The organism is Mesorhizobium sp. M0771 (genome assembly GCF_040320155.1).
Taxonomy (GTDB): Bacteria; Pseudomonadota; Alphaproteobacteria; order Rhizobiales; family Rhizobiaceae; genus Mesorhizobium.
Window position 1 is genome coordinate 332859 of sequence record NZ_JAMYPC010000003.1, and the last position, 17817, is coordinate 350675.

20 protein-coding genes are annotated in these 17817 nt (G+C 61.2%); 7 read left to right on the forward strand and 13 right to left on the reverse strand.

Annotation, left to right across the window (positions count from 1 at the left end; translation table 11 throughout):
• The first annotated feature begins 336 nt into the window (after positions 1-336).
• Both NKI05_RS06990 and NKI05_RS06995 read left to right on the forward strand, forming a co-directional pair.
• Positions 337-1512 (forward strand): zinc-dependent alcohol dehydrogenase, encoded by a 1176-nt coding sequence (locus NKI05_RS06990; protein WP_023740533.1) that lies wholly within the window; start codon positions 337-339, stop codon positions 1510-1512.
• Between the two features lie 10 nt (positions 1513-1522).
• The gene (locus NKI05_RS06995) at positions 1523-2071 is read left to right on the forward strand and encodes a hypothetical protein (RefSeq protein ID WP_031199265.1); all 549 of its coding nucleotides are present in this window, start codon (positions 1523-1525) and stop codon (positions 2069-2071) included.
• A gap of 255 nt (positions 2072-2326) precedes the next feature.
• Here NKI05_RS06995 and NKI05_RS07000 read toward each other — a convergent pair whose 3' ends face one another.
• Positions 2327-2551: a hypothetical protein gene (locus NKI05_RS07000; protein WP_155922421.1), complete on the reverse strand. Its 225-nt coding sequence runs from the start codon at positions 2549-2551 to the stop codon at positions 2327-2329.
• A 1191-nt stretch (positions 2552-3742) separates the two neighbouring features.
• On the opposite strand from NKI05_RS07000, the gene NKI05_RS07005 reads away from it, so the two are divergent.
• Positions 3743-3949 carry a hypothetical protein gene (locus tag NKI05_RS07005; protein WP_023825912.1) on the forward strand — a complete coding sequence of 69 codons (207 nt, stop codon included), beginning with the start codon at positions 3743-3745 and terminating at the stop codon, positions 3947-3949.
• Positions 3950-4231: 282 nt separating this feature from the next.
• On the opposite strand, the gene NKI05_RS07010 is transcribed toward NKI05_RS07005, so the two are convergent.
• Positions 4232-4699 (reverse strand): hypothetical protein, encoded by a 468-nt coding sequence (locus tag NKI05_RS07010; RefSeq protein WP_023667769.1) that lies wholly within the window; start codon positions 4697-4699, stop codon positions 4232-4234.
• A gap of 411 nt (positions 4700-5110) precedes the next feature.
• Between NKI05_RS07010 and NKI05_RS07015 the strand changes: the two genes are divergently transcribed.
• A complete protein-coding gene (locus NKI05_RS07015) occupies positions 5111-5710 on the forward strand; it encodes an EF-hand domain-containing protein (RefSeq protein ID WP_031205277.1) in 600 nt (199 codons plus the stop codon).
• Positions 5711-5891: 181 nt separating this feature from the next.
• Here NKI05_RS07015 and NKI05_RS07020 read toward each other — a convergent pair whose 3' ends face one another.
• Positions 5892-6056, reverse strand: coding sequence for a hypothetical protein (locus tag NKI05_RS07020; protein ID WP_023667766.1), 165 nt, complete (start codon positions 6054-6056; stop codon positions 5892-5894).
• 1006 nt (positions 6057-7062) lie between these two features.
• Here NKI05_RS07020 and NKI05_RS07025 point away from each other — a divergent pair.
• Positions 7063-7722, forward strand: coding sequence for a L,D-transpeptidase (locus NKI05_RS07025; protein ID WP_023815138.1), 660 nt, complete (start codon positions 7063-7065; stop codon positions 7720-7722).
• Between the two features lie 10 nt (positions 7723-7732).
• Positions 7733-8245 (forward strand): OmpA family protein, encoded by a 513-nt coding sequence (locus tag NKI05_RS07030; protein ID WP_023667764.1) that lies wholly within the window; start codon positions 7733-7735, stop codon positions 8243-8245.
• A 305-nt stretch (positions 8246-8550) separates the two neighbouring features.
• Here the strand turns inward: NKI05_RS07030 and NKI05_RS07035 are convergent, their stop codons facing one another.
• The 10 genes from NKI05_RS07035 to NKI05_RS07080 form a co-directional block, all read right to left on the reverse strand.
• Positions 8551-9420, reverse strand: a complete 870-nt coding sequence (locus NKI05_RS07035) for an SDR family oxidoreductase (protein WP_023815136.1) — start codon at positions 9418-9420, stop codon at positions 8551-8553.
• A 1-nt stretch (position 9421) separates the two neighbouring features.
• Positions 9422-9586 carry a hypothetical protein gene (locus NKI05_RS07040; protein WP_023815135.1) on the reverse strand — a complete coding sequence of 55 codons (165 nt, stop codon included), beginning with the start codon at positions 9584-9586 and terminating at the stop codon, positions 9422-9424.
• Positions 9587-9609: 23 nt separating this feature from the next.
• Positions 9610-11376: a thiamine pyrophosphate-dependent enzyme gene (locus NKI05_RS07045; protein ID WP_352792284.1), complete on the reverse strand. Its 1767-nt coding sequence runs from the start codon at positions 11374-11376 to the stop codon at positions 9610-9612.
• 9 nt (positions 11377-11385) lie between these two features.
• Positions 11386-11529, reverse strand: a complete 144-nt coding sequence (locus tag NKI05_RS07050; protein WP_023738314.1) for a hypothetical protein — start codon at positions 11527-11529, stop codon at positions 11386-11388.
• 132 nt (positions 11530-11661) lie between these two features.
• A complete protein-coding gene (locus NKI05_RS07055) occupies positions 11662-11850 on the reverse strand; it encodes a hypothetical protein (RefSeq protein WP_023732307.1) in 189 nt (62 codons plus the stop codon).
• A gap of 172 nt (positions 11851-12022) precedes the next feature.
• On the reverse strand, positions 12023-12268 hold the full coding sequence (locus tag NKI05_RS07060; protein ID WP_023815133.1) for a hypothetical protein: 246 nt from the start codon (positions 12266-12268) through the stop codon (positions 12023-12025).
• A 13-nt stretch (positions 12269-12281) separates the two neighbouring features.
• Positions 12282-12497 carry a hypothetical protein gene (locus tag NKI05_RS07065; protein ID WP_023667757.1) on the reverse strand — a complete coding sequence of 72 codons (216 nt, stop codon included), beginning with the start codon at positions 12495-12497 and terminating at the stop codon, positions 12282-12284.
• A gap of 187 nt (positions 12498-12684) precedes the next feature.
• Positions 12685-13812: an NAD(P)/FAD-dependent oxidoreductase gene (locus tag NKI05_RS07070; RefSeq protein ID WP_023695155.1), complete on the reverse strand. Its 1128-nt coding sequence runs from the start codon at positions 13810-13812 to the stop codon at positions 12685-12687.
• A gap of 60 nt (positions 13813-13872) precedes the next feature.
• On the reverse strand, positions 13873-15414 hold the full coding sequence (locus tag NKI05_RS07075; RefSeq protein ID WP_023667755.1) for an amino acid ABC transporter permease/ATP-binding protein: 1542 nt from the start codon (positions 15412-15414) through the stop codon (positions 13873-13875).
• A 93-nt stretch (positions 15415-15507) separates the two neighbouring features.
• A complete protein-coding gene (locus NKI05_RS07080; protein ID WP_023732310.1) occupies positions 15508-16350 on the reverse strand; it encodes an ABC transporter substrate-binding protein in 843 nt (280 codons plus the stop codon).
• A gap of 213 nt (positions 16351-16563) precedes the next feature.
• On the opposite strand from NKI05_RS07080, the gene NKI05_RS07085 reads away from it, so the two are divergent.
• Entirely contained in the window at positions 16564-17658 is a 1095-nt protein-coding gene (locus NKI05_RS07085) for a LacI family DNA-binding transcriptional regulator (protein ID WP_352654952.1), read from the forward strand.
• The last annotated feature ends 159 nt before the right edge of the window (positions 17659-17817 follow it).

Here is a 17817-nt window from a genome sequence, read left to right on the forward strand (position 1 = left end):
CCGGTTATGGCCCGCGAGAATCGAGCAGATGGGGTATCAGCCGCCGCGAAGGACACCTGCGGACGGAACCTTCTTTGGTACACTTGAGTACGTCCATTCGTGGCTCGGGCTCCAGCGGTTCGTGCCCCGACGCGCCTGGGAAGGCCGCTGGTGCCCGCGACAGATCCTTCCAAGGTGCAGGTCTGGAATGGCCCAAAAATTCTCTCGAGCTCCCGGAACATCGGTCCGCCCCTGTGGTTCGACAAGCAGCGGCACAGTCGATCCAACCAGGCATCGGCCCGCTTAGGACAGGCGCGAGGTCCCTACCCACAGATCTTGCGAAAATAGGAGCAAGCTATGCGAGCGTTGGTCTGGCACGGCAAGGAAGACATACGCTGCGATCAGGTTTCGGACCCGGGAATTGAGGATGAACGTGACGCGATCATCAAGGTGACGAGTTGTGCGATATGCGGCTCCGACCTTCACCTCTACCACAACTATGTGCCAGCCATGCTGCCCGGCGACATCATGGGCCACGAGATGATGGGAGAGGTCGTCGAGGTCGGCAAGGGCGTCAACGGCGCTCTGAAGGAGGGAGACCGCATCGTCGTGCCGTTCACCATAATCTGCGGTGAGTGCGACCAGTGCAAGCGACAGAACTTTTCGGTTTGCGAACGCACAAACCGCAAGAAGAATCTCGGTGACAAGGTGTTCGGGCACACCACCGCGGGTCTGTTCGGCTACACTCATTTGACCGGCGGCTATCCCGGGGGACAGGCGGAATACATGCGTGTGCCGTTCGCCGATGCCACGCACGTAAAGGTGCCTGACAGCCTTACCGACGAGCAGGTTCTCTTCCTCGGCGATATTTTTCCTACCGGATGGCAGGCGGCGGCACAGTGCGACATTGAGCCCACCGATACAGTTGCGGTGTGGGGCTGCGGCCCAGTCGGGCAGATGGCCATACGCAGCGCCCTGCTGCTCGGCGCCAAACAGGTGGTGGCGATCGATTGCCTGCCGGAACGGCTTTCCATGGCCGCGGCCGGCGGCGCCATCGCCATCAATTTCGCCGAGGAAAGTGTCGTCGAACGACTGCGGGAACTCACCGGCGGAAAGGGCCCGGAGAAGTGCATCGATTGCGTCGGCATGGAAAGCCACGTCTCGCTGGCCCAGCCCGATACCGTCTACGATCGCGCAAAGCAGTTGATGCTGATGGAAAATGATCGACCGCACGTTCTGCGTGAGATGATCTATGTCTGCCGGCCGGCCGGCGTGATCTCGATCCCCGGCGTCTACAGCGGGCTGGTCGACAAGATTCCGATGGGACAGGCAATGAACAAGGGGCTCACCTTCCGAATGGGGCAGACCCATGTCAACCGTTGGACCGAGGATCTGTTGCGCCGCATCGAAGATGGCCAGATCGACCCATCCTTCGTCATCACCCATACCGTGGGGCTCGAGCAGGGACCCGAGATGTACAAGGTGTTTCGCGACAAGCAGGACAGTTGCATCAAGGTTGTACTGAAACCGTAGGGAAATCGTCATGAACGTGATTGCCAAACTTACCAACATCACCCGATCGCCTGGCGATCCCAAAGTGCTGAAGACTGGGCAGAGTGCGGTCGCGGCCTCCGATGGCCTTGCCCGCAAGCTCGGCTGGTTCAGCATCGCGCTTGGCGTCGCCGAGCTGGTTGGCGCCGAACGGATTGCCGGCGCGCTCGGCATGCGCGGCAAGGAAGATCTGATCCGCGCTTATGGGGCGCGGGAAATAAGCAGCGGCATACTCTCGCTTTCAGTGGACAAGCAGGCCGGGCTTTGGAGCCGGGTGGCCGGCGACGGCCTGGATATCGCGACATTGCTGACAGCATATCGGCATGGCAACCCAAAGCGCGATAATGTAGGCCTTGCGCTTGCCATGGTCGCCGGCATCACATTGCTCGACATCATCGGTGCGAAAAGCGTGACCGCGCGCCACTCTCGGAGCAGGACCAAGCCACGCGACTACAGCGATCGAAGCGGCTTTCCCGGAGGCACTGCCGCAGCCCGCGACCGCGCCCGCTCGCAGCGCAGCCAGGAGGCCGGCGCAGCCTGATAGAGATTTCCGAACCCTGGCGCCATGCGACCTGGACAGGTGGCATCTCGTCGGGCCCTAACGCCAGAGGTGGTTGCTCTCGGCGAGCCGACTTTGCTGGAACAGAGTGGACCGTCGAGTGGCCGTTCTCGCCGTCCCCTGGATCACCGCCGCGCATGGTTGTGTGGCCGGTGCGTTAAAGGCAGGAAGCAAGCAGCGATGCGACCAGGCGTCTAGCCTTCCATGTCTCTTACCTTGGCCAGGTTCCGGCGATCCTCAGGCCGAGCCGCGTTCGGGAAGCTCGGTCTCTTCCGCCACCCCTTTCCGCAGGTCTCGGCGCAAGCGTTCCGCTTCGTCGGAATTATTATCGTCGTCTGTCCGCTCGAGTTCGCGATCGATTGTCTCGCGCGACCCCTCTGCCGGATCCTGTTGCGGAGATGTGTTCGGGCCGGTTTCGATCTTGCCGTCGCCGGGAACGGTGCGGTCGCGAGACTTCGTCATCTTCAGCTTCCCTTTCATCTGTCATCTGCCTCGGCATCTCCGATGGCATGAATTTTGGCCGCTTCCCTGCCGAACCGGATCGTCGACGCTTTGTTCCGGGAAAGCCCCCCGCAGGTTCGTGCTGGTCGGCCCCGGGGCATTGGTCGATGCCCTTGCCGGGAAGCATCCTATGCCAACGAGGTCGGCGGCAGCCTCATCAATGTCGTTATCAACATATGGGCTGTGAAGGCGTTTTCGGCCCGGACACGCGAGCACGCCAGGCTCGCGGCGAGTTTTCGAACCGAAGCAGATGCGCAGCGTAACAACTGGATGTATACGGAAAAGGCTGGCTCATCCACGACATCGCGCTTTCGGTAATGGCCGGCGGCATGCTCGCCTGGGCGGTCCGGCAGCTGGTAGCGAACTGGTCATAGGCCTTTGCAAAGCCGCGTCGATGAAGCGGGTGCGGTAGCGCTGGTCGGTGTAGCGTCGAGGCATCTGTCAATCGGAGACAAGCGCGACCACTTTTGGGACCTCACTGTTTTTTCCACCGGGACTCGACATCTCACTATCATAGTTGATTGTGGCTGCCGGTGACCCTGCGTAATGGATAGCCATTCCAACTCTCCAACAGGAAAACGGTATGTTGTATCCGGGTCGGTTTTTGGGGCCAAGCGAGATTGAGATGCTCGCCCAGGTTTGTCACACGGTCTGCAAAGAGCGCGCCCTACCTCTTGCTTCGCAGAACGGAGAGCGCATAGCTGCGCATATACTCAGGCTGTTTATGAATGGCTTGATCGAGCAGAATGAACTGCTCGATGCTGAGAGGAACTGGGCTCTTCGGCCTGACCGTTCGGTCCAGCAGACGATGTCAACTACGCGCACATGAGAGACCGCGGGACCCAGTTTGGTTCTTACAGCCGAACACCCGCGGCTATCTGAGATATGTTGCGGGGTTTTCTTCGCCGCGGAGTGATCCGATACAGTGCGCGGAAATCATGGCAATCCTGTTCGCAGTGATTCTATTGAGCGTAGTCGCAGTCGCATTCTTGGTCGTCGGAAAGCCGCCAAGGCCAGTTGGGAACAAACCTGACGTTTAAGCGTTTGTAGAGCCCTTCCACCGGGCAACTCACCGAAATGCTTCTTGCCGTGCATGATGGAATATCGACGGCCGTTTTGGCGGGCAGGAGCGCCAATGCGGAGATAGTAGGCGTGGTCGACCTCACCAACAAAGCTGAGGTCGACATCGGCATCACCAGCTTGGGAAGAGCCATCCAGTTCGTGGCCAACGCCTCGGTGCTTGGATACGACATTCGCGGCGCCATGGTCTTCTATGGCGCGCCCGGCACCCCGAGCCTAAGGGCGAGAGAGTGCGAGCGCTTGTGGGCGCAGTTTGGCGGCGCGCTTCTACAGCCGTAGCTCTATCAGGACGTTCGCCCCGCCCGTTCTTGGTATGAACGCGTACGGAACTGAGGCGCTACCCAGCCGCAGCGGGAATGGCTCAGTGGTAGCTCTAGCTGGCGACCGCACTAAGCAGCTTTTCGGTGATGGGCTTTGAGCGGCTGAGCCAGCGTGAGAACGTTCGGCCGCATATCTGCCGGTGCCTGCTTTCATGTGACTGGGCGAGGCTATTGGGGAGCCGGGTTGACCACTGGCCCTTAGCCGAGGGAAGCACAGTACGGCAACCTCGCTCTTTGCTGGCTAACATCCTTCCGCTCTCAGGGACCGGACCATGCGCACAACAACAGGGTCATACGGTTTCTTTTCGGATTTCCGATAATTCATTGTGAAAAGCGCGGCACGCTGGTTGCAGACCATAATTGCACGGACGTAGCGAATCTCGCCATTCTTGACCCCGGAGTAGCTGGCCCATTTCGGGGCTAGGCGCCGATAGGTCAGTCGCCAACCGGCCTTTTCGTCCTCGATCATGCGATGTTCAATCTCGGCGCGAAAACTTGCTTTGCCAAGTCGCGCGCCCCAAACGACCAGAAACGCGTCTCTTGGGCCCTGAAAAGCCGCGCCCTGCTCCGAATTCTGGGTCAGGACGAAATTCGGAGGAATATCGAAACTAAAGCCAAGCTGTCGGACGCCGAAGGGCTGCCACGCCTCGGCCTGAAGCAACGTGGTCCAAAAGAGAAAAACTGTAAGTCCCAGCAGGAGGCGTCGCATTGCTCTGATTTAGCGCTGGCTAACATGGTGTCCAGACGGACAGAGGTCCGTGACATAAAAAATATGCATCATGGCCGCAGCATATGGACGCGGGATTCGCGATTGACGGCGTGCGGTCGAAACGGCTTCCGTCCCACGAAAGGAGAGGACGTAGAGGGAATTGGTGCGTCGGTATGATCGATTGGCAGAAAATTGGCGAGGCCGAATGTCCAACGTTCATTGCCCGCAAAAATGGGCGCCGGTTCCTCTTGTGCCTAGGGAAGAGGAGCCGAATTATTCCCTGGCGAAGACCCTGATCTACCTCAGACGGGGGCATGCCTCAGTAACTTCGCCGTGACCTGATCCCTTCGGGGAACAATCACATCGAGCTCCAGTTTGGCCTTCCAAGCGAAGGCACTGATGGAGCATGCCATGAGATTTCCACACAGCACGACGGCCGCGGCCGCCGTTTTCATTGCCCTGACCTCCCCCGCGCTCGCCCAGACAAGCGGAACACCATCACCCTCGACACCTGCACCCGCTCCGGCAACCGAACCGCCGGCCGCCGGACAGTTGCCGGATGCGACCGGACAAGCGGATGGACCAACACGCGAAATGATCCGCCAGATGGTTGAGCAAGCTGTCCGTGAGCGACTGCAGCAGGATCGCGGTTCCGAAGAGGGTTTCCGCGAGGAAGATAGTCGCAACTATCAAGGCGATCGCAACGAGGATGCTGACCGCCACGATGAAGATGGCGACCGTTGGCAGAACCACGGTGACCGCGATCGTGGACACAGAATGGCTGGACGCTGGCATCATCAGATGATGCGCGGTGCCGGCATGCGACTGATGTTCGGGCTGTTGGACACCGATGGCGACGGATCGGTGTCCGAGGACGAGGTTCAACGCGCGGTGGGCAGGATGTTCAGTAGCATTGACGAGAATGGTGATGGCAAGATCGATGTGAACGAGATCCAGTCCTTCATGCATGGCTCCAGCATGCATGGCACTGATAGCGAGGACACGCCGTAGCTGTCTTCAAAGGGAATGCCCTCCCTCGGACAAAGCGGGCGCGTGGCGGCCGATCCCGAAGCGGTGTCCGGCCAGCACCCTTTAGGCTTGAGCTATTCCCGCAGTCCCGCTAGACGCCAGCCGTGACAAAAAAGGCTTCGCATTGCTGATCGAGGAACGATCGAAGCCGACCAACGCAAGGTCACTCGGGCGCTCGGTCTTCCAGCAGAACGAAGGATGCGGCGATCAAGTCGTCGCCATTGATACGTCCTTGGCTGTCCTCCAACATAGTTGCAACCTTGTGGAAGGCCATCATTTCACCCGCGTCAATCTGCGCTTCACGCATCTTGGCTGTGAGATCAGCCACGCGATTTCCTAACGAATGTGATTTTGCAGTCTCGCAATTCGACATGATTAGTCATCCTTTGCCTTGGGGTTTCACGCTGCCGAACGCAATGCTTCAGCGGATGTTCCGAATTTGGCCATCAGTCTTATGGGATAGGACTTGCGTCTGATTGCGGTTGGAAGAAGCCCGAACGGCGGAACACGCAGCCGGATCCGAATTGGAAACCCACCGTCGATCGAAGTCCCTTGTCGCCGGTTGAGATCCCGCCATCTTCACTGTCGAGAGGGTGGCGGGATCGCCTTCCGAGGAGCGAGCGCATATGAGGTAATAGATATTTGGCAGATGTACTCACGGCCATCCTGCTCGCTTCTTTTGTCTGCGCATGTTCATTCTTTTCGGGAAACCCCATCTCTCCAACAACACGCAACACCGCGTTGCTACCCATGATGATGCGATGACAACTGCATCAACAAGCAAAGCGTCTTCGCCTAAGGTGCGATTGCCGGGGGCTTTCGACTTGAAGGTCGTCCAACGGGCCCCGGTGGTCAGGCGGTGGCGTTCAGCGGGAGCCAGGTAGACTCATCGCGAAAATCCCGCAGCGAGGCATGTCGCAAGTCCTCCTCACCGCGTGCGGATACTGGAATCCGCCTGGCTCGTTGTGACAGGCATGCGAAGATGAGTGTCGGCGCATGGACGCGGAAAAACCCGCCAGCTTGAGCCAGCGGGCCTTGTGATGGGATGGCCCGCGCGTGCGGTCAAGGCTGCGCGGGCCGACCATGATGAATGAGGGGACATCTTGGTCACCGGCACGACCGATGAAGAACGAGCCGGGTGTGACAAAACACCCTTGGAGCGAGGATGTTCCCGTCCGCACAAAAAAGCCCGCCGGCGTGAGCCGGCGGGCAATCGCTATTTTGCCGTCAAGCGGACAGACCGCTTGCGGCCCACCCACTGCAGCATTTTTCCACTTTGAGCCGAAATCATTCTCAACTATGGTTCGCCAGGCTTAAGGCATGGGGGATTGCCGATGGTTTTATCACGCAGGGGTGTCGTGCTCGGCGGTCTGGCGCTGGTCGCGGTCGGTGGAACCAGCAATATTGTTCAAGCCGCGGGGGCAAAATCCTTTTTCGCCGGTACCGCCAGCGATAACCATTTCGTCTATCGCAAGACCAACTTCGCCAAGATCGACAAGAGATGGCATCGCCAGATCGTCAAGTATTTCAGCAGCGAGCCGGTCGGCACCGTCGTGGTCGATACCCGCCACCACTTCCTCTACCTCATCATGGAAAACAAGACTGCCATCCGCTACGGCGTCGGCGTCGGCAAGGAAGGCTTCAAATGGTACGGCCGCGCGACGATCGATCGCCGCGCGCTGTGGCCGCAATGGGTCCCGCCCCCCGAAATGCGTGAGCGCAAACCGGACTTACCGCCCATGATCGCAGGCGGCGCGTCCAACAATCCGCTCGGGCCGCGCGCGCTCTATCTGTACCGCGATGGCGCCGACATCGGCTACCGCTTGCATGGCACGCTGGAGCCATGGAGCATCGGCACCGACGCTTCCAGCGGCTGCATCCGCATGTTCCCCGAAGACATCATCGACCTCTACCAGCGGTGCCCGATCGGCACCGCGGTGGAGGTCCTGCCGCACATCGCCGACCAGGCGCCCGCTTCCACCACTATCGAATGATTGGCGCATCATGAACCGCATGATTGAAAACACGCGCCGGCTGCTCGCCGCCGGCCTGCTGGTTGTGGCCACATCCTGCTCGACCAGCAACACGCTGGCCCCGTCGACGCCCGACGTCACCAACGCCGAGATTGCCGGCTTCCAGAACGTGCAGCCGGGCAGCGAGGAGGATTTTATCCTCAATGTCGGCCGCCGCACCTACTTCACGAAAGGTTCGGCCGCGCTCGATTCTGTCGCCAAGGCCACCCTCGACACCCAGATCGCCTGGTTGACAAAGCATCCGCGCTGGCTGCTCAAGCTGCAGGGTTTCGCCGACGATCCCGGCGCAAGTGAAACGGCGCTGTCACAGCAGCGCGCCGATGCGGTGATGGACTACCTCGCCGCCGGCGGCATAGACCGGAACCGCATGTGGGCCAAGGGCTACGGCAAGGACAGGCTCGTCCGCGACTGCCCCGACTCCGCCTGCAGGTCGCAGAACCGCCGCGTTGTGTCTAATTTGCGCGATGAGAGGGACGAGTCGTAGAGGCTGCTGTTTTGCTGGTCGCCAAATCAGTCTCACAACGCGACGGCGGCATGGCTGCAATGCGCCTATCGGGGACATTCACCCAGCGTTTGCCCCTCCCCGAAAGCTGACGCTCCGGTGAACCCGGAATGAAGTCAGCCTCGCGTCTACCAACCTCCGGTTCAGGGTCTGGTGGGTGGCTTCGGCATGCGCCTCGACCAGTTTGCGGACGTGGCGGTTGTCCGCGATCCTGATCGCGCATGAGCCTCGCCAGATGTCGGTGTGCTACGGGGAGTGGGCGCCGTGGAGCTGGCAGGTACGCTCGCTCAAAGCATCGGCCGTCCACCGGTGACCTCGTAGAGTGCGCCGGTGGTGTAGCTCGATCCTTCCGAGGCAAGCAGCACATAGGTCGCTGCAAGCTCTGCCGGTTGCCCGGGACGCTTGAGCGGTGTGTTCTTCCCGAACTCCTTGACCTTCTCAGAGGGCATTGTCGACGGGATCAGCGGCGTCCAAATCGGCCCGGGAGCGACCGCGTTTACCCGAATGCCGCGTTCAGCTACCAGTCCTGCAAGTCCGGCGGTGAAGTTGGCGATCGCTCCTTTGGTAGTGGCGTAGGCAAGCAGTGCCGGCGAGGGACTGGTCGCGTTGATTGAGGATGTGTTGATGATGGTCGAGCCGGGTTCCATGTGCTTCACTGCTTCCTGGGACAGATAGAACATCGCATAGACATTGGTGCGAAAGGTGAGATCCCATTCCTCCGCGCTGATGTCCTCCAGCTTCTCGAACGACGCCTGGTGGGCTGCATTGTTGACGAGGATGTCCAGGCGCCCGCATTCATCGATAGCTCGCTGCACAAGCGACCGCGCGAAGATTTCGTCCGAGATGTCGCCGGGTGCGAGCACCGCCTTCCGCCCCGCTTCCTCGACCAAGCGCGCCGTCTCCTGCGCATCTTCGTCCTCTTCAAGATAGGAGATCATGACGTCGGCGCCTTCGCGTGCAAACGCGATAGCCACCGCCCGGCCGATGCCCGAGTCCGCGCCGGTGATCAGCGCGACGCGGTCCGTCAGCTTACCGCTGCCGCGATAGCTCTCCTCTCCGTGGTCGGGCCGTGGATCCATCTCGTCGGTATAGCCGGGCATGTCCTGCTGCTGTTCGGGAAGCGGCGGCTGAGGATATTTCTGCTGGGCATCCTGCATGTCAGCTCCTTTTTTGGCTGGAGTTGCGGTTGTGTCGATCCGGTTCCGTGATCGGTCCCTTGGCGGCTTTCGAGCCACCGCCCCATTCCTCGGCCTTGCACGCTTGGTCGCCGCCCATGAGGTCCGGCGAACCGCGATTTGCGGTGCCGCTGTCGGTCTTGTTCAACTCGTGCTCCTTCTTGCGTGTCGTCAGTCTTTCTCGCCGGCGGTAATCATCGACCTCAGCGGCTCTTGCGCCACATTCGCCTCGATTTCCACGCGTCCGGGGGTATCCGGTAGCGCCTTGCGGAAATTTCTCGCATAATCCGGTGGCACCTTCGGTGGCATCATCGGTTCGAACGGATCGACCACGGCCTCGATGACCACCGGACCCTCAGCAGCTAGGGCAGCGTCGAGAACACCTTCCACCTCCTCGGCGCGAGAGACGCTGTAGCCGATGCCGCCCATGGCTTCGGCGGCCATGGCGAAGTCGATGGGCTGGAGTTCGCAGGCGAATTGCGGGTTGCCGAGAAACATCATCTGCTCCCAGGCGATCTGATTGAGCATGCCGTTCTTGAGCACGAGCACCTTGAGTGGGATCCGGTGCCGAACTGCCGTCGAGAACTCTCCGAGCTGCATCGCGAGACCGCCGTCGCCGACGACCGCGAAGACCGGCCGGCCGGGAAAGGCCAGGCCCGCGGCGATCGCGTAGGGCAGTCCGCATGCCATCGAGGCCAGCGCGCCCGAGACGCCGAAGGCCTGCCCGTCACGCAGTTCGATATGGCGGGCCGCCATCTCGGTGTTCTGGCCGGAATCGGCAACCAGGATCGCCTCATCGGGCAATCGTTTCCCAAATGCGCGTGTGACCACCTGGGGCTTGAGCGAAGTGGCGGCCTTTTGCTCCGACTGCGCCATCATCTCGCGCCAGCGTCGCATGCCCGCCTGAGCCTTCTCGAGGAAGCTGCGATCATCCTTGCGCTTCAGGCGCTTGTTCAGCAATCGCAGCGTCACGGCGGCATCGCCGGCAAGGCCGGCCTCAACGGGATAGCGCAGGCCGATGCGCTGCGGGTCGCGCTCGATCTGCACCCCGCGCGCCTGTCCCGGCTTCGGGTAGTATTCGATGTAGGGAAAGCTCGAGCCGACGACGAGCAGCGCGTCACATTCCTCCATGATTTCCTGCGACGGCAGCGTGCCGAGAATTCCGATGCCGCCAGTCGTCAGCGGGTGATCGTCGGGCAAGGCAGCCTTACCGAGCAAGGCCTTTGCGACGGGGGCACCAAGCAGCTCCGCCGTCTCTTCCAACTCGTGCCTGGCACCAAGCGCGCCCCGACCGGCGAGGATCGCGACCTTCGTCGCCCCGTTCAGGATCTCGGCGGCTTTCGCAAGTTGTTCTTCGTCGGGAAGCCCGCTTCCTTCGAACCAACGATCCGGCGTATGCGACGGTTTGTTGCGCTTCGAGCGCTTGGCTTGGTCGAGCGTGTGCTCCTGCACATCGCTGGCGATCGAGAGATGCGCAACGCCGCGACGTACCAGCGCCGACCTGCAGGCGAGACCGGCCAGGCTTTCCATATGCGCCGCGTCGGAGACCTGCGCGTTGAAGACGGCGACATCGCTGAAGACGCGCGTCAAGTCGACATCCTGCTGGGTGAAGGTCTCGATGAGGTCGTGGAACTGCATGCCGGTAATGGCGAGCACCGGCGCTTGGTCGAGCTTGGCATCGTAGAGTCCAGTCAGGAGGTGTGTGCCGCCAGGGCCGGAAGTTGCGAGGCAGACACCGAGCTTGCCTGTCCATTTTGAGTAGGCGCACGCCATGAACGCCGCGGATTCCTCGTGCCGCACCTGAATGAAGCGGATGCGGTCCTGCCGCCTGCGCAGCGCCTCCATGATGCCATTGATGCCGTCGCCCGGCAGGCCAAAGATGATATCGACGTTCCAGTCGATCAGCGTCTCGATGAGGATGTCCGCGGCGGTCGGCATGTCTCAGTCCTACCGCGATGCGGATCCCGCCGCCTGGCTGCTCTTATTCGCGGTCTTGTCAGTCTTACGCTGGTCCTTGTCGCCGCCGCGATTGCCGCCATGCAAGTCGTCGGAAGACTGAGCGGTCTTGCCGTCTTCCAAATTAGTGGCCATGCGCAAAGCTCCCTTCATCCGGCCTGCCTAACCAGAAAGTCGGTGAGATGTTCCGTGCCCGAAGGCAAGGCCGCCTATTCAGGTGCCGAAGGCAAAGGTCTCAGTACCACCCGATGAGGCGCTGTTCGGCAGTCAGCGGCTGAACAGGCGAGGCGCGATCGAACAGACGAAGGCATCGAACTGCTGCGAGGCCGAGGATTGCATGTAGTGGCCGAGGCTGTCTGATCGCCAAAAGCGCTCGCGGCAGAGCTGGCCGATGTTCAGGTCGCGTCTTCGCAGGTCCCTATAGCCAGAGCGCAACGCCGCCCGGACCGTCCCCATAGGCGAACTCCTCGCACCCCTCGTCGACGATTTCTCGCGCGGGATTCCGCCTCAGTGGCGAAAGGACTCGTTCGTCGCGCACACCGCGGCGGGCGATGTGCGCCTCGACCATGCGGTGCCTGGCGTGCCGGTAGTCTGGCATGGCTCCTCGATAGCCTTAAAGACGACAGGCTTAGTCGTCCTGCCTGCGCTTGTGGTGCTCGCTCTCCTGGTTTTCGCCGCGGATCATCTGGCGATCGTCCTTGTCGGTCAATTCCACGCCCTCGTCGCGCAGATTGGCGCCGTCTTGCCGCGCCTCGCGCTCCTGCTTGGTTCTCTTCAGCTCATCCTCGGCATTGAAATCGTCGCCGGCATTGCTGATGTTCTCGCGCTTTTCGATGATGCGCAGCTGCTGCTCGTGGGTCTTCCGGCCGGCCATGGCAAGGCGCCTCCTACTTGTTCGTGCGTCCGGTCTGGTCAGGATTGATGCCGCCCTGAGGCGTGACATCGTTCTCGACATCGCCTTCGAACGTATTGTCCCCATCGAGAGCATCGTTCTCGTCGAGCATATCGCCGCCCTTGACCGCGCCCTTCGAGGTGCCGATTCCCGGGTTGTCTCGCAGATCCTTGTCCGTGGGCTGTTTAGTCTTGGGGTGTTGGTTGGTCATGGAATTTCTCAGCGCTGGTTGAGCTTGGACGAACGACGGTCCTGGCGCTGTCCAACTTCAACGTGGAGAAAATGTTCCAGAACATATTCGCTTGTCAGGTGCGCGTAAGCGGCCAGGCGGCCGCCGTCTCGGCTAGCGAAACTCCAGGCATGCCACATTACATCCCATTCCGAGGCGAATTGGCGGGCTAAAGTGAAAATCGAGACGGTCGAAAGCTTGCAAGGAGTGGGTGCTCTGTTCCGGTGGCGATCTCGGTTGCAAGCAGTTCGCCGGCAATCAAGCCAAGTGTTGCGCCGCTGTGGCTGAAGGCGACGTAATACCCCTCGATCTCCCGCAACTGGCCGAAGACCGGCTCGCCGTCTCCGGGGATCGGCTTGGGCCCGACACCGTAGCTCTCCAATTCCAATTTCGGATGACCGTCGAGAACATTCGACGCTTCGTCGAGAAGCCCCTGGATGGTCGATGCTTTTACGCGATAAGTCCCGTCCGGATTGACTACCACCTCTTCTTCCGACCAGGCAGAATCGAGCGCGAGGGCGCCATCAGGCGTCGGCCGGATGGCGACGCGCGGCGTGTTGAGCACGGCGCGTAGAGGCAAGTCGACTGGCTTGGTCCTGACCAGCAGCGCGATCGGTGTCCCATCGGCAATACGCTGACCGGCCACGGCGACCATTCGCGGCACATCCGCACCGGTCGCCAGAAGCACCGCGTTGGCGGCGAAGCTGATCCCGCTGGTGGTGGTGACGCCGGTGGCGCGGCCGTTGGCGACGGTGACGGTAGCGCTTCCGGCCTCGGTGACCACCTGGCCGCCCCGCTCCACGAATTCCGCGATCAATATTTCGATCAGCGACGGCAGGTCGACCCAGCCCTCGCCCGCGTTGAAGATCGCGCCTTGAGGCGTGACAGCGCTTGCGCAGACACCCGGCGTGACCAACCTTATGGCGTCCGCGGACAGATGCTGCGCATCATAGCCGAGACGTTTTTCGTGAGCGAAGACATCGGCGATCTCGTTTGAGGCATCGTCCGCATCCCACGTCAGGCCACCGTCGAAACGCAGCCAGGCGGCATCCGGGCATCGCGCCGACAAACTGCGGTAGCGGTCGATACCGATCATGCGCAGGCGATGATATTCAGCCGAGCGCCTGCGCGCCGAATTGATCCAGGCGAGCGAGCGGCCGGAAGCTCCCTTGGCGAGCGGTCCATCATTGACCAGCACGGTCTCGATGCCGAGCCTTGCAAGATGAACGGCCGAGGAGACGCCAAAAATGCCGCCGCCGACAACAACGACCTTGGAAACCTGATGTGATGCAGCCATGAGATATCTTTCACTGGTGGAGGTTGGTTTGGGCGGCCGTCTTGAAGGGCTCATGCGTGATCAAAGCACTTCGGCAAGGAAGTGCTTCAGACGCGGGCTTTTCGGCGTGTCGAAAATCGCGGCAGGCGTGCCGGCCTCGATGATGCGGCCTTCATCCATGAAGACGACCTGATCGGCGACCTTGCGGGCGAAGCCCATTTCATGCGTCACCACGACCATTGTCATGCCGCGCCGGCCGAGATCCGCCATGAGGTTGAGCACACCCTTCACGAGTTCTGGATCGAGTGCGCTTGTTACCTCATCGAACAAGATGACCTCCGGGTCCATCGCCAATGCACGAGCGATTGCCACACGCTGCTGCTGGCCACCGGAAAGGCTCCCTGGACGATGGTGTTTGCGGGTCGCAAGCCCGACGTCGGCAAGGCGCGCCTCGGCGATGCGCTCAGCTTCCTGTACAGGGAGCCCCTTTACCTTGGTCAGCGACAGCATGACGTTTTCGAGCGCGGTGTGGTCGGGAAACAGATTGAACTGCTGGAAAACCATGCCGACACGCCGGCGCAGTTTTTCAGGCTTCATCGCCAGGATGCTCGCACCATCGAGCAACACCTCACCGCCCTTGGGCTCGACCAGGCGGTTGAGGCAGCGCAGCAGGGTCGACTTGCCCGAACCTGATGGGCCGATCACGCATGTGACCGTGCCAGGCTTGACTGCCAGGCTGACGCCTTTGAGAACATCGAGGTCGCCATAGGCCATGTCGAGATCGGTGATGGCGAGACTGCCGCCCTTGAAGCGGGGCAGCGCTGAGCGGGCATCAGAGCCGGCCTCCGAAGGTGCACTGCCGGTGGCGCCCTCGAGTTCGCTCACTTCGGCCAGGCCGCTGATGACGAGGCCGGCCTTTTGCTTTCCGACCCGCAGCGAGTTGTCGATGTAGTTGACCACATGGGTCAACGGCACGGTGATGACGAGATAGAACACGCCGGCCAGAAGCAATGGCGAGAGATTTCCGGTGACCACTGCCTGGTCCTGACCGACACGGAAGATCTCGCGCTCCGAGGCGAGCAGACCGAGGAAGTAGACAAGGCTTGAATCCTTGACGTTGCCGATGAACTGGTTGACGAGGGCCGGCAAGACGCGGCGGATGCCTTGCGGGATCACGATCAGGCGCATGCCTTGGCCGTAGCTCATGCTGAGCGCCCTGCAGGCCTCCATCTGCCCGCGCTCGACGCTCTGGATGCCCGAGCGGAATATTTCGCCGATATAGGCGCCGGCGATCAGGCTCAGCGCAAGAATGCCGAGCGGAAAGGGCGAAGGGCCGAAGATTTCACGGCCGATGCGGGCAAAGCCCTGGCCTATCAGCAGGATGGTGACGATCGCCGGCAGCCCACGGAATATATCCGTGTAGACCCGCGCCGGAATGCGCAGCCAGCGCGATTGCGAGATGCCCATGACCGCCAGGATCATGCCGAGGATGACACCCAGTACCGTCGACGCGGCCGCGAGGATCAAGGTGTTCTTCAATCCGATGGTGATCATGCTGGGCAGCACGTCCGCCATGGCCTGCCAGTCGAGGAAACTGCGCCGCAGGTTTTCGAGCCAGTTCATTCGCCCCCCTTTTGGTTGCGCTATTCACATCGTCCGCATCAAGGACGGAGGCGTAATCCGGCCGCCAGCATGAAAGCCAGCGGCCGGTACGGTCTACTTCTTGGGAAGATACTGGTCGGGCATCGGCGAGCCGGGGAACCACTTTTCATAAAGCGTCTTCCAGGTGCCGTCCTGCATGGCCGCGTGAAGGGCGGTGTTCAGCGCATTGCGGAGCTTGTCGTTGCCCTTGCGCAGGACAAAGCCGGCCGGCGCGTCAAAGGAAGGAATATTGACCGCGATCTTCAGGTTCGGGTAGCGAAGGCCATAGTCCTTGGCGGCCTCGTAATCGAGGAAGTGGGCATCCACGGTTCCGTTGTTAAGCGCCGAAACGGCGGAGTTGTTGTCGGGGAATTTGACGAGATCGGTTCCGACAAAATTCTTCGCCGCGTAGATTTCCTGGAGCGTGCCTTGTACGACGCCGAGACGTTTGCCCTTGAGCCCGTCCGCCGCCGTGATCGCCTTGTCGGCGGTAAGCACGGAGAGATAGCCTGCGATATACCCGTCGGAAAAGTCGACGGTCTTCTTGCGTGCTTCCGTCGTGCCGATTGCCGCGACCGCGACATCGAAGCGCTCGTTTGCAACCGAAGGCATCAGCGCCGAGAATTCCTGGCCGGTGAAGATCACCTGGTCGGGCTTGAAGCCAAGGCGGCTCGCGACGTTGCGGAACAATTCGATGTCGAAGCCGGTGAACGACCCATCGGCCTGGGTGAAAGCGTAGGGTTTGGCATCGCCCATGGTTCCGACGCTAATGACCTTCGCATCAATAAGGCCATAGGGATTGTCATCCGCGGCGGCCGCTCCTGAAACCAGCCCGGCGCCGAGGCACATCGCCATAAGAGCCATTGCGCCGGTTCTGACCGGGCACATCAACGACTTGAGAATTTCTTTGCTGCTCATGTCTTTCTCCACTCTGAAGGTCTGTTCTTCTTGGTATTTCCGTCGAGCCGCCATCTGGCGCCCCGACATGCCCTTGCCGAAATCACGGTCCGTCATGCCTCTCGGCTCCACTCCTTTTAAAGAGACCGGTCTCATATTGCGTGAGACCGGTCTCTTTGTTAATCGTTATCGCCACGTTGACCTCCCGTCAACAACTCTTGTAGTCGTCATCCGATGAAAAGAACCGCCCCCAAGACCCCGTCGATAACGGTCAGCGACGTCGCCCGCGCGGCCAATGTTTCGAAAGCGACAGCCGCGCGCGTGCTCGGCGGATACGGCGTCGTCAGCGACATGATCCGCGCGGAAGTCATGGCCGCGGCCAAGGCCTTGGACTATCGTGCGAACGAGCTCGCCCGCAGCATGACGACCGGCCGCTCCGGCATCATCGGCGTGGTTGTCGGCGACATCGAGAACCCGTTCTTCAGCCTCGCGGTACGCGGCATCAGCGACGCGGCAAAGGCAGCCGGGTTCAACGTCATCCTGGCCAATTCCGGCGAGAAGATCGAGGCGGAAAAGGCGGCCGTGAAACTGCTCATCGGCAAGCGCGTCGACGGGCTGATCGTCACGCCGTCGGAATCGCGCGACATCGCGCACCTGCGCGATATCCACCGCTCGGGCCGACCGCTTGCCCTGCTGGATAGGGCGCTGGCAGATCTGGATGTCGATACGGTCACGACCGACGATCGCGGCATCGCCATGCTGGCGACCCGCTTTCTAGCCGATGCCGGCCACCGCAACATCGCCTATGTGACCGCGGTCGACGCCGAAGGGCACGAGTACCGCGATCTCGGGCAGATCTACACCTCGTCGGTCCGTGAGCGCATCGACGGTTTCCTCACCGTGTGCCGAGAGGCCGGACTTGATCGGCCAGAACGCTTTGTTCGCCTTGGCGCGACAAGCCCCACCGAAACGCGCAGGGTTGCCGGCGAGATGCTGTCGGCGCCGGATCGGCCGACGGCGATCCTCGCCTCCGACAGCGTCATTGCGCTGGAGATCTTCAAGGTGACCCGCGAGCGCGGCCTGCGGGTTCCCGACGACATTTCGCTCATCACTTTCCATGATGCGGACTGGACGAGCGTCACCACGCCGCCCATCACCGTTATCGACCAGCCCGTCTACGCGCTTGGCAAGAGCGTCGCGGAATTGCTCATCCGGCGATTGAAGGGAGATTCCCGCCCGGCGGAAAAGCTCGTTTTGCCGACCGCCATCATTGCACGCGGATCCGTTGGCCCGCCCTCGAATGGAAAGCCGCAAGTGCGCCAAGCATAGGTGTGATGGCGATACGGCCCACATGAATACGTTAGAACAAGGTCGACGCACTCCGCTTTAAGAATGTACGTCGATCAACCCAGCAAGCACCCTGATCGCAATGCCGCGTCCACCGTCATCGGGACGGCACGTGCCGGCTCATGGTTTGAAGAGCGTGAC

Excerpts from the sequence above, each read along its gene's own strand:
- NKI05_RS06995 (WP_031199265.1), top strand. The coding sequence starts at position 1,523 with ATGAACGTGATTGCCAAACTTACCAACATCACCCGATCGCCTGGCGAT.
- NKI05_RS07070 (WP_023695155.1), bottom strand. The coding sequence starts at position 13,812 with ATGGCTGCATCACATCAGGTTTCCAAGGTCGTTGTTGTCGGCGGCGGC.
- NKI05_RS07055 (WP_023732307.1), bottom strand. The coding sequence starts at position 11,850 with ATGGGGACGGTCCGGGCGGCGTTGCGCTCTGGCTATAGGGACCTGCGA.
- NKI05_RS07015 (WP_031205277.1), top strand. The coding sequence starts at position 5,111 with ATGAGATTTCCACACAGCACGACGGCCGCGGCCGCCGTTTTCATTGCC.
- NKI05_RS07030 (WP_023667764.1), top strand. The coding sequence starts at position 7,733 with ATGAACCGCATGATTGAAAACACGCGCCGGCTGCTCGCCGCCGGCCTG.
- NKI05_RS07080 (WP_023732310.1), bottom strand. The coding sequence starts at position 16,350 with ATGAGCAGCAAAGAAATTCTCAAGTCGTTGATGTGCCCGGTCAGAACC.
- NKI05_RS07045 (WP_352792284.1), bottom strand. The coding sequence starts at position 11,376 with ATGCCGACCGCCGCGGACATCCTCATCGAGACGCTGATCGACTGGAAC.
- NKI05_RS07060 (WP_023815133.1), bottom strand. The coding sequence starts at position 12,268 with ATGGCCGGCCGGAAGACCCACGAGCAGCAGCTGCGCATCATCGAAAAG.
- NKI05_RS07000 (WP_155922421.1), bottom strand. The coding sequence starts at position 2,551 with ATGACGAAGTCTCGCGACCGCACCGTTCCCGGCGACGGCAAGATCGAA.
- NKI05_RS07025 (WP_023815138.1), top strand. The coding sequence starts at position 7,063 with ATGGTTTTATCACGCAGGGGTGTCGTGCTCGGCGGTCTGGCGCTGGTC.
- NKI05_RS07050 (WP_023738314.1), bottom strand. The coding sequence starts at position 11,529 with ATGGCCACTAATTTGGAAGACGGCAAGACCGCTCAGTCTTCCGACGAC.
- NKI05_RS07075 (WP_023667755.1), bottom strand. The coding sequence starts at position 15,414 with ATGAACTGGCTCGAAAACCTGCGGCGCAGTTTCCTCGACTGGCAGGCC.
- NKI05_RS06990 (WP_023740533.1), top strand. The coding sequence starts at position 337 with ATGCGAGCGTTGGTCTGGCACGGCAAGGAAGACATACGCTGCGATCAG.
- NKI05_RS07035 (WP_023815136.1), bottom strand. The coding sequence starts at position 9,420 with ATGCAGGATGCCCAGCAGAAATATCCTCAGCCGCCGCTTCCCGAACAG.
- NKI05_RS07085 (WP_352654952.1), top strand. The coding sequence starts at position 16,564 with ATGAAAAGAACCGCCCCCAAGACCCCGTCGATAACGGTCAGCGACGTC.
- NKI05_RS07010 (WP_023667769.1), bottom strand. The coding sequence starts at position 4,699 with ATGCGACGCCTCCTGCTGGGACTTACAGTTTTTCTCTTTTGGACCACG.
- NKI05_RS07065 (WP_023667757.1), bottom strand. The coding sequence starts at position 12,497 with ATGACCAACCAACACCCCAAGACTAAACAGCCCACGGACAAGGATCTG.